At 60.0% G+C, this 15,513-nt stretch carries 15 protein-coding genes; 9 read left to right on the top strand and 6 right to left on the bottom strand.

The features are described from left to right. The first annotated feature begins 64 nt into the window (after nucleotides 1-64). Both LDL32_RS07640 and LDL32_RS07635 read left to right on the top strand, forming a co-directional pair. On the top strand, nucleotides 65-1,987 hold the full coding sequence (locus LDL32_RS07640; protein WP_233065747.1) for a Hint domain-containing protein: 1,923 nt from the start codon (nucleotides 65-67) through the stop codon (nucleotides 1,985-1,987). 31 nt (nucleotides 1,988-2,018) lie between these two features. Next, nucleotides 2,019-2,609 carry a helix-turn-helix transcriptional regulator gene (locus tag LDL32_RS07635; RefSeq protein WP_233065745.1) on the top strand — a complete coding sequence of 197 codons (591 nt, stop codon included), beginning with the start codon at nucleotides 2,019-2,021 and terminating at the stop codon, nucleotides 2,607-2,609. Nucleotides 2,610-2,747: 138 nt separating this feature from the next. Here LDL32_RS07635 and LDL32_RS07630 read toward each other — a convergent pair whose 3' ends face one another. Beyond that, nucleotides 2,748-3,755, bottom strand: coding sequence for an NAD-dependent epimerase (locus tag LDL32_RS07630; RefSeq protein WP_233065743.1), 1,008 nt, complete (start codon nucleotides 3,753-3,755; stop codon nucleotides 2,748-2,750). 261 nt (nucleotides 3,756-4,016) lie between these two features. Between LDL32_RS07630 and LDL32_RS07625 the strand changes: the two genes are divergently transcribed. From LDL32_RS07625 to LDL32_RS07600, 6 genes are all read left to right on the top strand, one after another. Then, the gene (locus tag LDL32_RS07625) at nucleotides 4,017-4,751 is read left to right on the top strand and encodes an IclR family transcriptional regulator (protein WP_233065741.1); all 735 of its coding nucleotides are present in this window, start codon (nucleotides 4,017-4,019) and stop codon (nucleotides 4,749-4,751) included. A gap of 87 nt (nucleotides 4,752-4,838) precedes the next feature. After that, nucleotides 4,839-5,237, top strand: a complete 399-nt coding sequence (locus LDL32_RS07620; RefSeq protein ID WP_233065739.1) for a heme-binding protein — start codon at nucleotides 4,839-4,841, stop codon at nucleotides 5,235-5,237. Nucleotides 5,238-5,270: 33 nt separating this feature from the next. Beyond that, the gene (locus LDL32_RS07615) at nucleotides 5,271-6,503 is read left to right on the top strand and encodes an MFS transporter (RefSeq protein ID WP_233065737.1); all 1,233 of its coding nucleotides are present in this window, start codon (nucleotides 5,271-5,273) and stop codon (nucleotides 6,501-6,503) included. A gap of 367 nt (nucleotides 6,504-6,870) precedes the next feature. Next, nucleotides 6,871-7,401 (top strand): hypothetical protein, encoded by a 531-nt coding sequence (locus tag LDL32_RS07610; RefSeq protein ID WP_233065735.1) that lies wholly within the window; start codon nucleotides 6,871-6,873, stop codon nucleotides 7,399-7,401. A gap of 42 nt (nucleotides 7,402-7,443) precedes the next feature. Then, the gene (locus LDL32_RS07605) at nucleotides 7,444-8,148 is read left to right on the top strand and encodes a TetR/AcrR family transcriptional regulator (protein WP_233065733.1); all 705 of its coding nucleotides are present in this window, start codon (nucleotides 7,444-7,446) and stop codon (nucleotides 8,146-8,148) included. A 112-nt stretch (nucleotides 8,149-8,260) separates the two neighbouring features. Further along, entirely contained in the window at nucleotides 8,261-8,914 is a 654-nt protein-coding gene (locus LDL32_RS07600) for a Crp/Fnr family transcriptional regulator (RefSeq protein WP_233065731.1), read from the top strand. A 180-nt stretch (nucleotides 8,915-9,094) separates the two neighbouring features. On the opposite strand, the gene LDL32_RS07595 is transcribed toward LDL32_RS07600, so the two are convergent. Both LDL32_RS07595 and LDL32_RS07590 read right to left on the bottom strand, forming a co-directional pair. Further along, nucleotides 9,095-9,685, bottom strand: a complete 591-nt coding sequence (locus LDL32_RS07595) for an NAD(P)H-dependent oxidoreductase (protein WP_233068770.1) — start codon at nucleotides 9,683-9,685, stop codon at nucleotides 9,095-9,097. Nucleotides 9,686-10,027: 342 nt separating this feature from the next. Next, nucleotides 10,028-11,776, bottom strand: a complete 1,749-nt coding sequence (locus tag LDL32_RS07590; protein ID WP_233065728.1) for a hypothetical protein — start codon at nucleotides 11,774-11,776, stop codon at nucleotides 10,028-10,030. A 332-nt stretch (nucleotides 11,777-12,108) separates the two neighbouring features. Between LDL32_RS07590 and LDL32_RS07585 the strand changes: the two genes are divergently transcribed. Continuing rightward, the gene (locus LDL32_RS07585; RefSeq protein ID WP_233065726.1) at nucleotides 12,109-12,993 is read left to right on the top strand and encodes a hypothetical protein; all 885 of its coding nucleotides are present in this window, start codon (nucleotides 12,109-12,111) and stop codon (nucleotides 12,991-12,993) included. Between the two features lie 75 nt (nucleotides 12,994-13,068). Here the strand turns inward: LDL32_RS07585 and LDL32_RS07580 are convergent, their stop codons facing one another. The 3 genes from LDL32_RS07580 to LDL32_RS07570 all read right to left on the bottom strand — a co-directional run bounded on the left by LDL32_RS07580 (nucleotide 13,069) and on the right by LDL32_RS07570 (nucleotide 15,396). After that, entirely contained in the window at nucleotides 13,069-13,539 is a 471-nt protein-coding gene (locus tag LDL32_RS07580) for a GAF domain-containing protein (protein ID WP_233065724.1), read from the bottom strand. A 175-nt stretch (nucleotides 13,540-13,714) separates the two neighbouring features. Beyond that, nucleotides 13,715-13,918 (bottom strand): molybdopterin-binding protein, encoded by a 204-nt coding sequence (locus tag LDL32_RS07575; RefSeq protein WP_233065722.1) that lies wholly within the window; start codon nucleotides 13,916-13,918, stop codon nucleotides 13,715-13,717. A 197-nt stretch (nucleotides 13,919-14,115) separates the two neighbouring features. After that, a complete protein-coding gene (locus LDL32_RS07570) occupies nucleotides 14,116-15,396 on the bottom strand; it encodes an NAD(P)/FAD-dependent oxidoreductase (protein ID WP_233065719.1) in 1,281 nt (426 codons plus the stop codon). Between the last annotated feature and the right edge of the window lie 117 nt (nucleotides 15,397-15,513).

The raw sequence follows: 15,513 nt of genomic DNA, 5'->3' as shown, positions 1-15,513 counted from the left end.
TAACCGTTTTTTTTGTTTTCTGTATGAAAACACATACCATCATATAGAATGGTATGGACGTGACATGACCACAACCACCACTGCCTCCGGCGTAAGCTATACCGAAACCGGCAGCACGATCGGTATTCCCGGTCTGCTCACGACAACGTCCTACGACGTGACGATAACGGGACCCGATGACCAGCAGATTGCCGCCCTGGACGGGATCAGTACCGGTATCGACCTGCTGAGCCTCAAGATCGCGCCAACGGGTGATGTCGTTACAGGGTCGGGCTCCGTAACCACGCTGGTGGGCATTATCGGGGGCACCTATGTCTCCATGCCGGGCAGCACGGGCGCCATCAATGTCGTGGCCGATGCGATCAGCGCCAATACATACTATATTGGTGGCACGACGGACATAAACATACTGGTCAATGCCCTTTCCGGTAATACCGTCAATATTTACGGCGGTACGGCATCCTTTTCGGGCAATCTGGTAGCTGGCCTGCTGTCCGGCTCGACAATCAACATCGGTTATGGCGGTACCTATGACGGGAGTACCAATCTTATCAGCATCCTGACCGGGTCCACGGTCAATTTCACGACCGGTGGCGGCACGCTTGTGCTCAATGCCGACAGCGGGGTGCTGAACCTGATTGCGTCTGATACGGTGCAGGGGGTTACGCTCAATAACTACGACCCATCGGTCGATACGATCCAGCTTAAAAATACCGTGGCCCAGATAACGGGTTACACGATAAGCGGCAGCGACAGCACCAAAACGATCACGCTGTATGGAAATGACGGGACGGAAGTTGCCGCATACCAGACCAATCTTGCGAATGACGTAACACTTGCCAACGGCACGTACAACGCCGCGGACAGCAGCGCGGACAACCCCCTGCGGATATCCTATGTGGATGGCAATACCGATATCGGTGTGTGCTTCCTGCCCGGTTCCATGATCCGGACGCCGGCGGGCGATGTCGCGGTACAGGATATTGCTACGGGTGATATGGTTGTCACCTTTGACCGGGGCGTGGAGCAGCCCCGCAGGGTCGTCTGGACGGGCATGGCCCATACCGTGGTGCGGGCAGGGCTGCCCGATGACGAGGCGGGTTATCCGGTCCGGATTGTGCAGGACGCGATTGCCGATGGCGTGCCGTACAGGGACATGCTGATTACGCCTGAACATTCCCTGCTCATGGATGGCATGTTCGTGCCGGCCCGCATGCTGGTCAACGGGCGCTCGATCTTTTACGACCATTCCATTACTTCCTACGATTACCACCATGTCGAGACGGAACGGCATTCGGTCATCATGGCGGATGGCATGCTGACCGAAAGCTACCTTGATACGGGTAACCGGCGTACCTTCCGCCAGCAGGGCAATGTCGTCAGCATCGGGGCGGGCCCGGTCCGCTCATGGGCCACGGATGCGGCGGCACCGCTGGCTGTTGCGCCTGCGGTGGTCGAACCCGTCTACCGTCAGCTTGAAGCCCGGGCGCAGGCGGCATGCCATGACAGCCGTACCGCCCAACCTGTCCTTACAGATGATGCCGACCTGCATCTGGTGGCGGATAGCGGGGCGGTCATCCGCTCCATGCGCCAGGCCAACGGGTTTGCCATATTCATGATCCCGCCGGGCGTGCAGGCCGTGCGGATCCTGTCCCGTACCAGCCGCCCGTGTGACACCATCGGGCCATACCATGATGACCGTCGGCAGCTTGGCGTGCTGATCCGGGAGATCAGGCTGTTTGAAGGCAGCGCTGCCTACCCTCTTGCAACGCACCTGACTGACGTGGCCCCCGCGGGCTGGCATGATGAGGTGGTCATTTCAGACGGCAAGCCCTGCCGATGGACCAGCGGGCAGGCTGACCTGTCACTGGGGCAACGCCACCCGACCCTGATGGGGCTGCTCTGCCTGGAAGTCATTGCAGGCGGCCCCTTTATGGAGACGACAGGAGACCGGGCGGAAAGCGACATGCTGCGCCTGACGGCATGATCGTGCCGTGCCCCACGCCAGCGGAACTGACGTGGGGGGCATCCTTCCCATGGGCATGAATACGTCACTGACCCTGAAAAGCGGGCAGATATGGACCGGTGCGCCACCGCGCGGCGAGGTAAGGGTCATCGATCGCACAGGCGATGGCGCCGTGGTGTTTCACAGGCGGGACGGGTCTGCCGTGGGGCAGAAGCGGCAGATGACAACCCTGCTGGGATTTCGCAAATGGATACAGCAAAGCCATGCCGTTTCCGATGAGGGTCTGTCGGCAACCGATATTCATGGCTTTTCCCCCTCGCGGGAAATCGGGCAGCGTATCCAGCTGCTACGCCGGGCTGCCGGGCTGAGCCAGCAGGCATTTGCCGATATGCTGGGCATGTCGCGGTCGGCCATTGCCTTTTGGGAAACGGGGCGTTCCAGTAATATCAGCGAGCACGTCTCGCGTATTGCGCGCGTGTTCGGTATCGGGGAGGAAGTCTTTCTCAACGGGCAGGATAATGAAAGAACCGTCTTCGAACTGACCAGGGACGAAGGCAACATCATCAGGCTGTACAGATCCCTCTCCATGGAAAACAGGGTGCAGGCCATCAAAAGGATGGAGATGCTGGCCCGGAAAGGATAGGGGCCTGCCGGCAGTATGCCTGCAGCCGCGGTTCAGGCGCATGGGCGGGCAGGATGCTGCGCCGAAGCGCGCGTGGCTGCTGCATCATCGGATTTCAGGCCGCGGGTCGCATGGTGCCGCCTGCATGGGGCGCATGTATCAGGCGATGGCGGGAATTCCGTAATAATCCCTGTACCACGCCACGAAAGCAGCCACCCCGTCCTGCACGGATGTTGCGGGACGGAAACCGGTCAGTGCCATCAGGGCCGAGCAGTCCGCCCATGTGCGTGGCATATCACCGGGCTGCATGGGCAGGTAGTTGCAGATGCACGGCCTGCCCAGCGCCTTTTCGATTGCCCGGATGAACGTCATGAGGCTGACAGGCTGGCTGTTGCCGATATTGACCACGCGGTAGGGCGCCACGGGGCTTGCGCCCGGGTCGCTTTCACCCGCCCGGAGCGGCGGTTTTGCGGATAACAGGCGGACCGCTTCCACCAGGTCATCAATATAGGTGAAATCACGCTCCATCCTGCCATGGTTGTAGACGTCAATCGGCATGCCGGCGAGCGTGCTGGCCGTAAACCTGAACAGCGCCATGTCCGGCCGCCCCCATGGGCCATAGACCGTGAAGAAACGGAAGGCCGTGACCGGAATTTTCCAGATATGGGAATAGGAATGCGCCAGTTCCTCGGTTGCTTTCTTGGTGGCGGCATAAAGGCTGAGCGGATGGTCGCAGCGCTGGGATTCCGTAAAGGGCAGTTCCCGGTTCGCCCCGTAGACGGAGGATGTGGACGCAATCATGAAATGTGGGACCCCATGCTGGCGGACCTGCTCCAGCACGTTATACGATCCCACCAGGTTGGCGCTGACATAGCTGTCCAGGTTCTCGATGCTGTAGCGTACGCCCGCCTGCGCCGCGAGATGGATGACCAGTTCCGGCCTGCATTGCGTAAAGGCGTTGTTCAGGGCCTGCGCGTCTTCCAGCATGAATTCGTTGCAGGTGAAGCGTGCGCATTCACGCAGCATGGCATGGCGTCTGTGCTTCAGCGTCACATCATAATAGGGGGTCAGGCCATCTATGCCCGTGACCTCATGGCCGTCACGCAGCAGCCGCCGGGCGAGATGGAAACCGATGAACCCGGCCGTGCCGGTAACAAGAATGCGCATCCTCAACTCCAGAAAATCATTGTGGCCCGGGCGTGGTCCGGTCTGTCTTGTCTCAATCCTGCGCCATGGTGTCCATGCCTTCCCCGCAGCAATCGGATCACACATCGCAAAAGCCCCATGATGGACGCCTGCCCCCAGTGGCGGATATTTTCACTTGTGCCGACGCGCCCGGTGGTGAATGCGTGTATCCAGCCATGTTGAATCCGGACTGCGTGAAATCCGGCGCGGCAGAATGCATGCGGGGAAGGGAGATGAGTGCCCGTGGGAAAGACGCCCAGGCTGATCCAGTCCATAGAACGGTCCGCCGCCATTCTGGAAATTATCGCACAGGAAGGTGGCAGCGCGCATCTGTGGCAGATCGCCGCCATTTCCGGCATTGGCAAGACCACCATCCATAATATCCTGCGCACCCTTGATCATTTGGGCTACGTGCAGCGCAGGCCGGGGGACATGCGCTATCATCTGGGTGGGCGCATCCTCAACCTGTCGCGCATCGCGGGTGATGACGACGGGCTGCGCACCCGCATGCGCCCTACGCTGGAAGCCATTGCCCATGCAAGCGGGGCAACCGTCTATCTGGGCGTGCCCAGCGGGGATGAGGCGGTCTATCTGGATATCGTGGGCCTGCACGACCCGGTGGTGTGCGCATCCCGCCTGCGGCGGCGCGAGGCACTGGAGGGATCAGCGGTGGGGCTTGTCTTCCTGGCGTTCATGCCCGGCCTGGGCAGGCGGCTGCGCACAACCCGCGCCCATGCGCTTGACGCGGCGGTCCTGCAGGAGATCGAGACGGTCAGAATCAGGGGATACGCCCTGGATATTGAAGCCTATCGCCCTGGTGAGCACGGGGTGGCGGTGCCATGGCGGGAAAACGGGGAGGTGCGCGCGAGCATCGCCCTGACCGGCCCTGCGGCGGACCTGCCGCGTTACCGGCTGGTCCGGATGGCATGGATGATGATGAAGCATGTGGAGCAGGCCACATTCAACAGTGTTGAATAAATCGGGATTTCGGACATTGGCGCGTTACGTCCGGCCCGGGCCATGGCTATTTTGCGGCTTTGACCCTGAATGTTCGGAAAACATGTCATGAAACTCTCCCAGGCGACCACCCTGCTTGATGCTGCCCTCGACGAAGCCCGCAGGCGGGGGGTGCGTGTGTGTATCTCCATCCTTGATGCGGCCGCCTGGCCGGTGGCGTTCATCCGCATGGATGGCGCGCCGCTGGGCGTGATCGATGTCGCCAGCCGCAAGGCCCGCACCGCCGTGCTGTTCCAGATGGATAGCGCCGACTTTGCCCGGATCGGCCACCCCGGCGGTGAAGCCTACACGCTTGAAAACACCAATGGCGGCCTGACCAGCTTTGGCGGTGGCATCGTGCTCAGGGCGGCCGATGGCACAATGCTGGGCGGGATGGGTGTCTCGGGCGCGAGTACGCAGGATGATATCGATATTGCCCGTACTGCCGCAGCGATGCTGTCGGCCTGACCCGTTTTTCTCCCTTCTGCCGGACCCTTCAAGATGACAGAAACCGTGTCCACTTCTGGCGGCGCCATGCCCATCACGCCCCCGCATGGCCGTAGCGCCGCTTTTTTCATCCTTACTTTCGGCACGTTCGTGGTCGGAACGGGGGAATTCGCCATTATGGGCATGCTGCCGGAATTCGCGGCATCGCTGGGCCTGTCGGCATCCGATGCCGGGCATGCCATTACCGCCTATGCGCTGGGCGTGGTGGTGGGCGCGCCGCTCATTACCATCCTGGGGGCGCGGCTGTCGCGTCGGGAACTGCTGCTGCTGCTGTTCGCGCTGTTCGGGTTTGCCAATATCCTGAGTGTGGCCATGCCTACGCCGGGGCTTGTGGAAATCGCCCGCTTCATCACCGGTCTGCCCCATGGCGCCCTGATCGGGATTTCGGCGCTGGTGGGGGCTTCCATGGTGGAACGGGCGCGGCGGGGCTGGGCCGTGGGGCGCATCCTGTCCGGCATCGCCATTTCCACGCTGGTGGGCGCGCCATTTTCAACCTTTGCCGCCGACCATTTTGGCTGGCGGATCGCCTACCTGATCATCGCGGCGCTGGGCTTCGTGACCGTGGCGGGCATATGGCGCTTCATACCGGCCGATACACCTAACCGCGCGAATTCCCCATTGCGTGAGATCAGGGCGCTGGCCAATACCCAGCTCCTGCTTACATTACTGACGGCGGCCATCGGCTTTGGCGGGATGTTCGCCATCTATACCTATCTTACCAGCGTGCTGCAGAACGTCACGCATGTGCCGGAATGGCGGATCATGGTGTACATGATCGTATGCGGCGCGGGCATGCTGATCGGGGCGAATGCGGGGGCGTGGCTGGTTGACCGTAATCTCGATCTTGCGGCACTTGTCGCGCTGGCCGGGAGTGCAGGTGTCATGCTTGTCTTTCCTGCCGTACTGCATAACGAGACGGGGCTCATGATTGATGTGCTGCTGGTCCCGGCCTTTGTGAATGCGCTTGGCCCGGCATTGCAGACACGGCTCATGGATTTTGCGGGTGATGCCCAGACGCTGGCGGCCTCGCTCAACCACTCCGCATTCAACATTGCCAATGCACTCGGGGCGTCGCTGGGCAGTTTCCTGCTGGCCAACCGGTTTGGTTATGGTTCGCTGGGTATTGGCGGGGCCCTGCTGTCGGCCGGTGGGCTTGTGGTCTACCTTCTGGCCATGGCGCTGCTCAGGCGCAGTGGCGTGACGGAAGTGCGTGGCGCGATCGACTGACCCGCTGGCGCCCCGATGCCGGGCGCGGACAGGCGGTCTGCAATCATGTTCGGGACGGGCGGCCTGCAGGGCCGCCCGTTTCTGTTTGGGCGGTGTGCCGCCCCATTCTGCCCGCCATCGGCTCCTGCCCGGGTAATGGCATGGCAGATCTCATGATCTCGATCCGGTATGGAACCGGACATCCGTACGGGACAGGGGCGTGACGCCTGCCGCCGAACCGTCAAGGAAAGGTTTTTTGCCGTGTGCGTTGACAGGCGGTACGTCAATTTATAAAACGATACCGTACCGTTCTTTTGGCGGCGCGACATGATGCAGGCAAGCATGGGCTGTCCTGGCGGAATAGGATCATATGGGCAGGCTGGATATTATGGATTGGTGGCGTGGCAACGGGGCAGGCAGCGCGCCCCGCCGTGTATTTCCGTGCCGTGGCCATCTTCTGGGTCATGTCCTCGGGGGGGTGGGCCTGTTCGCGCTGGGGGCCTGCGTCGTATCCCATCCGGCCCGGGCATATGCGGAATGTGGGGCAGGTGATGCACGCATCGACCTGTCCGTCCGGCAGGTCAGCTTCATGGTCGGCTATGTGTGGGGGCGGGGCGTCCTGCATGACGGGGTGCATGACTATCCCTTTACCGTGCGGGGCGGGGGCATGCTGTCACTGGGTGGCGCGGGCCTGTCCGGTCAGGGCTGTGTGCACAACCTGGCGCGCGTAAGCGATTTTAATGGCACCTACTGGACAATAGGTGGCACGGCCACGATCGGCCATGGGCCTGTTGGCATTGTCATGGAAAATGCACGCGGAGTTGATATCCGGTTTTCCGGCCGCAGCCACGGGGCCCAGCTGTCGGGACAGGTTTCACGGCTGCATTTTCACATGCAGGCGGATAGGGTGCAGCCGTAATGCATCATTGCAATGGTTGAAACCGGGAGAGTTTGAAAAGCGATGGCCCTATCCGTTCACAAGTCCTGTGGCAGGCCTTCCATCGAAGGTACCGAAGAACTGGATCGCGCCGTGCTCGACATCGCGACACAGGCTTTCCTTGCTGACGGCTATGCCGCTACGGCAGTGGAGCGGATCGCACGCATGGTGGGATGCAGCAAGGCCACCATCTACCGGCGCTACTCATCGAAGGAAGAACTGTTCAAGGCTGTTGTGCGGGAACGCTGCCAGCATCTGGTCGATGCGATGCATGAGGCGTCGCTTTCCCCCTCCGATCCGGTCCTCGCGCTGCGCCAGCTTGTCTGGCGGTTCCTGGAATTCTCCCTGATCCCGGAAACGGTGGAAACATACCGCGTGCTGATTGCTGACGGGCAGCGTATTCCCGCCCTGCTGGACAGTCTTGGCGACGAAATCGGCAGGACGTTCTACGAACATATCATAAGCCTGCTGGGCAAGGCGCTGGGCAGGGGTGACAAACCGGAGGAAGCCGCGTGGCTGGACCATCTGGCCCATGGCCTGACCGGCATGATCGCCGGCTGGCCCTTCCGCGTGGCGCTGGTCGGGCGTTGCGCATTTGCGACGGAGGCGGACAAGGAACGGTTCTTTGACACCTGCTGGTCCGTGTTTGAAACAGTCATCCAGACCCATCAGCAGGACAGGGGAGCCAGGCGGTCGGGCCAGCAGGACAATATCGTGCCGGGTTTGTAACGGATAAGGGTCTGTGGCGGGTCCTTGTTCCATGCAGGGGAACGGGAGCCTGACCTCCATGGCGCGCAACATGCTCCGGTGACGTACGCAATGCATGGATTGAAAGTGAACAATGAGTGCATCAGTCATTTTTGCCCTGACGCCTGCTGATCGAAGCGCGCTCATGGCAATTGGTGAAGCCATGGATGTCAGGGCGGGTACCAAGCTTTTCCGGCAGGGAGATGCCAGTACCCATATGTACATGGTTGAAAATGGCGTCGTGCGCATATCCCACGACCTGCTGGATGGGAAGCGGCAGGTACTGGCCTTCCGCTGGGCAGATGATGTGTTTGGCATAGCCCGGGACGGGCGCTATTCCAATAATGCCGATATGCTGGGGCAGGGGAGCATCGTGCGTTTCCAGACCGGGAAGCTGCATACGCTGCTCCTGTCGCGGCCGGACATGCAGAACAGGTTCCTGCTCAGGGCGACAGCCGAAATCAGCCTGCAGCAGCATCGCATCATCCTGATGGCCAAATATGACGTGGTGACGAAAGTGGTTGCCTTCCTGCTGGAATGCTGCAGCAACAGCCGGTGTTTCGACCCGCAGACCCGGATCATGAAACTGCCCATGAGCCGCCCCGACATCGCGGATTACATGGGTGTTGCAACCGAAAGTGTCAGCCGGGCGCTGGGTATTCTGGAGCGCAGGAAAATCATCCATCGACGCGACATGCATCATCTGACCATCGACCTGCCGCGACTGCGTGAAAGTGCGCAGATGTAAGCCTTAAGCCGCGCATGCTCCACACCCCGGACCACGACCCGGCAGGATGACGCTCTGGCGGCGGGTTGTGCGTCGGCCGCGCTGGTAGTCGTGCGGGCAGCCGGTTTTTTGCCCGCCGCAGCCATGCTTTCATGGGATGGACCCACTGTGTCAGTGGACCGGACCCATGACCTGGCTCCGCTATTCCGCCTGGCCGAAAACCTGGGCCAGATGGGTACGGTACCGGGCGGTCGTTGCCTCGACCGACGGGGCCTTGATGACATTGTTGGCCATGAAGGTGGGCAGTGCCGTCATGCCCAGGAAGGCATGCGCCTTGTGAAAGGGAAAGAAGACACCATCAATGCCCTTGCCTTCAAAAAACTGGCCGGGATCGGTAAAGGCATCTTCCGGGGCGTTCCATGTGGTCGAGATCATGTAACGCTTGCCCTGTGACAGGCCGCCCGAACCGTATTTCCGCTCGGGATGGGCGCGCGAGCGGCCATCATTGGCATACAGGATGCCATGACCCGCGGTCAGGACTTCATCCATGTACCGTTTTACAATCCATGGTTCACCCATCCACCATCCGGGGAACTGGTAAATGACGGCATCGGCCCACAGATAGCTGTCGACTTCGTGCGCTACGTCATAGCCTGCATCAATGGTTGTGGCGCGCAGCGCAAAACCGGCAAGGGAAAGCTGTTCGAGAGCGATGTCATGCAATGTGGCGTTCAGCCGCCCATGTGAATGGCCAAATGCCTTTCCGCCATTAAGAAGCAAAAGTTTTTTCATGCCTGCCTGCCGCTCCCTGTCAGCCCTGTCCATGCGGGCATGGGCCGGTCGGCTCATCCTCCATCACGGATCCATCAACGTCGGACGGCATTATGGCGGCGCAGGCTCCACATGACCACACCGGAAAGCGGAATGAGAACGGCATTCATCCCACATGCCGGCACGGCTGGTGGACGGCCCCGGGGCTCCAGTCCGGTCTCATGCAGCATCCGCAGCCACCGGACGCCCCATTCAGCAGGGAATACGCTGCCTGATCCCACGGATGATGCCAGACCATCATGCCATCACACCGTGCACATCCACCAACAGGGAACGCAACCAACATCACGGTACGAAAAGGGATCAGTTCTGTCCTGTCTGGTCCCGTTTCCCGGCGGGGCAGGCTTCATAACCCAGGAAGATGCCCTTTTTCTGATAATGTTCGTGAAGCGAGGCATAATGACCTTGTGCAACCGCCAGCGCCGCATCCGGATGGGTCATGCCGTAAAACGTCGCATCGAACGGATGGGGAGCATACCCGCGATGGAAGCCATTATGCATGTAATGCTCCAGTGCGCTGGGCAGGCCGTTGTGTAATTCATCCTGCACTTCAGGATGCGCCGCCGTGTAATAGGCGGCATCAAAGCCGTAGACCAGCGGCTGCGGGGGCCAGTGCCGGCGGCTTCTGTCCAGCAGTTTCCTGGCCTGCCCGCGGGTCAGGATACGGGCATTGTGCCCCAGGAACGCCTGTTTGTGGAAAAATTGCTCCGGGTTGCGGTACAGGTTTTCTGCCTGACAGGTGGGAAGCAGGACAAACCGGAAATCCTGCTCTTCCAGTGGCATGAAGTTCTGCAGCTTGTTCTGGTTGGGATTGAACATGCCCCCCAGCGGCATGTACACCCTCTGGGCTGATCCCAGCCATGCGGCAAGCCACGAGAACGTACTGACCGAAATGGCAATGTTCGCCGCACGCTGGAGTACGGCAAAATCATGCTCCGGCCCCCGGCCATGTATGAACCGGGCATGGGGGAAGGCCCGGCGGAGGGAGTCCACATAGGCATTGTCATCCAGCTGGCCAAAGAAGACCGGTTCCAGACCACAGTCCTGTACGACAAGCCTGTAATATTCTGGCGGCAGGACAATATAGTCGGGATGGGCGTTCTCCAGTACTTCCCCCGCCCGGATGTTGCACACGATCGTATCGGGGCCGAATACCTCCACATCTTCCGCCATGGTGGTGGCAGGCAGGATCCGCCTGCATATGGCACGCGGGGGGATATGGTCGATATTGAAACTGAAACTGTCCAGGAAAAGCGTCTCGATCACCCCGCGCCGCAGGCAGTCCGCCAGTCCCGCGATGTCGATCCAGAACCGGTCCCACCCGAGCCGGCACCCGTTTTCAAGCGGAAGCGGCGGTGTACGGGTATCAATATTCCATTCCGGCAGGAATATGTTTTCTATCGTCGCATGGGGCACGCTGTGCTGGATGTGCCGTGCAACAAGGTACTGCATGGCCCGGTTGGCCGTATTGCCCAGCGGTTTGATCCAGATGACGGGCGTGTGGCCGGCAGGCGATGTGTCATGATGGAACACAAGGTCATGCGGGGTTGCGGAGAGGGATTTCCCGATTGTGACTGTCCCGTCTTTCATCACCTGGTCAATCTGTTCCAGCGGGAACCGGAAGGGGCCGAAGCGTATCCAGAAATCGGGCAGGGTATGGATATGCACGCCACGGACCCGGATGCTGTCATCCTCCGCCCGCCAGAATGCCTGCATGGCGGCATGGAACGTGACAAGGGACGAAAGCGGCACAAGACGGAAGTGCTCCCACGCCTGGCATGCGGTCGCGGTGGTGGTCAGGCTGCCATCGGCTTCCGCCGTCAGGAATGTGCCGCCATGGGAAAATGAAACGGTGTCGCGGCCGGTGTGGAAATCCGTCGAGAAGCTCCTGGAATTGATGATGGTTTTACCCAGACGGATGTTTTCGGGCTGAATGTGCAGGCAGTCATCGGGGGTTACGTTGCGCGGGTCCTGTAACTGGCAGACGCCGTCGCGCATGACCATGACGGAACCATGGAAGCTCATCAGGGCATAAGGTTCTTTCCTGTCCATGTTTGATGTATCCATCATAAATATCCGAAACATACCCTATGTAAAAAACAGATAATGACATAAGCGTCGCGTCCGGCCGGACATGATTCATGAAAGTCCATGGCGGGATGATGATAGGGAATATCCGTTAATATTCAGGAAAGTCCGGCCCTGCATCATCCTGCGCGACCGGTGGGTCACGCATCGTAACGATACGAAATTCAGGGATTTTTTCTGTTCCCGCCGGGTTCGGGAGCGGCTTAGCAAAATGGTAGTAAATTTTAAATAAAATCCGGACAGGAACGGACGTTTTTTACAGGTATGTGAAAAGAAAAAATTAGGGGGAACATGTCATGAAGATTGCCGCCGCGACATATATATTCAATGAAGATATAAACCTGCGCATCTGGCTGAACCATTACGGGGAATCCTGCGGCCGGGAAAATATCTACATTGTTGACGCGGGCTCCACCCGGCAGCCCGATGTCGACCTGCGCGGCGTCAACATCATTCACCTGCCATACGCGCCCTTTGATGATATCGACAAATCCGCCGTGCTGTCGTCCCTGCATGCGCTGCTGCTGCGCAGTTATGATGCGGTCATCATTACAGATTGTGATGAAATTCTGGTGGCTGACCCTGACAAATACAAGGACCTGAAAGATTATGCCCGCAGGGGCCTGTCCGATTACAGGACGGCCATAGGGCTGAATGTCGTACATGCCCTTGACCGTGAATACCCCATAGATTTCAGCCAGGCCATGCTGGAGCAGCGGAAATATGCCATCTTTACATCATATGAATGCAAGACGCTGATCAGCAGGATACCAACGCGATGGTCCGAAGGGCTTCATTATGTTGACAGGGAACCTGCATTCGATCCGGACCTGTACAATTTCCATATCAAGCTGTTCGACTACAATACAGCCATGAACAGACATATGAAAAACAGGAACAATGTATGGAAAGACAAAAAAAAGATGAAGAACTCGCATCATTATAGCGAGACGGAAAAATTTTTCAATTACACCTTCCATCCCGTCCTGGACATGCTGGGGCGGGGCGTGCTGGACCGGTTCGATTTTGCTGAAAAACTGTCATCCCTGACATCCGAAATCATCCGGGATGAAAACGGCTTCTTCTGCTTCCGGCGTGAAGCCTATCAGTTCGTCATGATTCCGGAAAGATTTTCCCGGTGCATACGCTTCGGCAGCCCTGCCGCCCCGTCTTTGGCATAGGGGCAGGCGGGTACGGCCCTTTTACAGTGAACGGCATGCTGGCAGGTCGTTACCGTGGTTGCATGGATGCCATCGTCATGCGGGAATGGACCGCACCAGCAAGGCCACGATTGCCTCCACCATGGTCTGGTCGGCCAGGGTGAAGCGTTCCCGGCGCGGACTGTCGATATCCAGCACCCCCAGCAAGCGATCTCCCACCAGTATGGGCACCACGATTTCCGAGGCGGATGCCGCGTCACAGGCGATATGGCCGGGAAAGGCGTGCACATCGGGCACGACCAGCGTTACCCGGTCCCGCGCGGCGGTTCCGCATACGCCTTTGCCTGCTGCGATGCGCGTGCACGCCACCCGCCCCTGGAACGGGCCGAGCACCAGTTCGCCTTCCTTCCACAAATAGAAGCCTGCCCAGTTCACATCCGGCAGGGCCTCATACACAAGGGCAGCAATATTCGCCATGTTGGCAATCAGGTCCGTCTCGCCAGCCAGCAGGGACGCAACACCTGGTGCCAGGTCAGCGGGGGTCAGGCGCGAGGTGGGGGCAGCCATGGATCTTTATCCTCTGTCATGCGTGAATTCCGCTCACCGGGCATGATTATGCCGCCGGGTCAACCAGCCCCTGTTTACAGGGGGCTGGCGGCCATTTCGTGCAATGGCGCTCCGGCCGCTCCCGCGCGGGTTCTGTCAGGCGAGAACCCGATGCGGGCGTGGTTGGATGGAGTGCTCAGACACCCACCATGACGTCAGATGCCTTGATGATTGCGGTGGCGGCCTCGCCGACCTTGAGATTCAGGTCATCCACCGCTTCATTGGTGATGGAAGCCGTGATGGTACTGCCGCCGATATCGATGCTGACGTGGGATGTCGTCGCACCCTTTACAATCTTGGTGATCCGGCCCGAAAGCTGGTTACGTGCGCTGACTTTCATTTCATCCTCGCTGCTGTCATCGTGAACCGTGTTATAACCATGTGCCTGACAGACAGGCAAGCAGACACCCCGTGCCCGGCATGCAGGCAGGTGGGGCGACAGGACGTGGCTATCATAAAAAATGCCGCATGCCCGGGGGCATGCGGCAACAGAAGAAGCAGGGCGCCGGAAGCATATCGCAGCCGGGGCAGACGGCTTCAGTCCAGCCGGACGGAGGGGCGGACAAATACATCCAGCCAGTCCACCAAGCACGACATCAGGCCACGGAACGTGCCGTAAAGTTCGAACTGGTGCTGGCGGTACAGCATGAGATGGACCATGCGCGCGCTGATGCCACGCAGCCAGCCACCACCGAATACCTTGCCACCGGGGAACGTGCCCCAGCCGTTATAGTCACCCAGTGCCACCACCGCGCCCTTGTTATGAAAGGCGAAGGCTGGCAGCGGCCGGCCATTGATCCATGCGGGAATATGGCGGGCCAGATGGTGCGCCTGCTGGCGTGCGGCCTGCGCGGTCGGGGCAACAGGCTTTTCGGCAATGAAGGCGCAGTCACCCATGGCGAAGATGTTGTCATCTTCTACCAGCTGCAGTGTGGGGCGCACTTCAAGCTGGCCGGAGCGTGAAAGCTTCAGCTCACCGAATTTGCGCGTGACATCGGGTGCCTTCACGCCTGCGGCCCAGACGCGCAGCGTGGCGGGGATGCGCGTGCCATCCTTGAGCATGAAACCCTTTTCATCCGCGCCACTGACCATGGCCGATGTCTGCACGGTCACCCCGATTGCTTCCAGTTCTTTCTGTGCCGCGGCGGAAACGGCTTCGGGGAAGGCGGGCAGGATGCGCGGCCCTGCCTCAAGCAGGGTGATCTTCAGCTTGGGCGGCTTCTTGCCGAAGCTGTAGAGCGAGGCAAGATCCAGCGCCTTGTGCAGTTCGGCCGCAAGCTGCGTGCCGGTGGCGCCGCCGCCGACAATGGCGATGTCCAGTTCCTCGTTATTGCCAAACGCCTTGAGCAGTTCCATGCGGAAACGCTCGTTGAAGCCGTTGGCCTCGACAAGGTTGTCAATGAACAGGCAGTGCTCGGCCACGCCGGGGGTGCCGAAATCATTCGCGCGGCTGCCAATCGACAGGACCAGCGCGTCATACTGCAGCTTGCGCTCATCCAGTATGACTTCGCCCGTGGGCTCGACAACGGGGGCAAGTGTAATGGTCTTGGCCGTGCGGTCCATGCCCGAGATCTCACCGGGCCAGAATTCGAAATGGTGGCGACTGGCCTGCGAGAGGAAGCTGATGCGGTCATTTTCGTTGGCGGCCGTGCCTGCGGCAAAGCAGTGCAGCATGGGCTTCCAGACATGGGCGAAGCTCTTGTCGACCAGCGTGATTTCCGCACGCCCCGACTTGCCGATGGAATTGCCCAGCCGGGTAGCCAGCGCCAGTCCGGCTACGCCCCCCCCAACGATAACGACCCGAAACTTTTGTGCCATCCTACATTCCTCCAACCCTGCCGCACAGCACCCCGCCCCCGGGGGGAAAACCTGCTGCATGCATTAAATCAAAAAAAATCCGTCTGCTCCTACCCTGTCGGCATGGGTACGACACCG

This window comes from Komagataeibacter sp. FNDCF1, from assembly GCF_021295335.1.
Classification (GTDB): domain Bacteria; phylum Pseudomonadota; class Alphaproteobacteria; order Acetobacterales; family Acetobacteraceae; genus Komagataeibacter.
The sequence above is the reverse complement of the archived record's forward strand: the minus strand, read 5'-3'. Positions and strand labels throughout refer to the sequence as shown.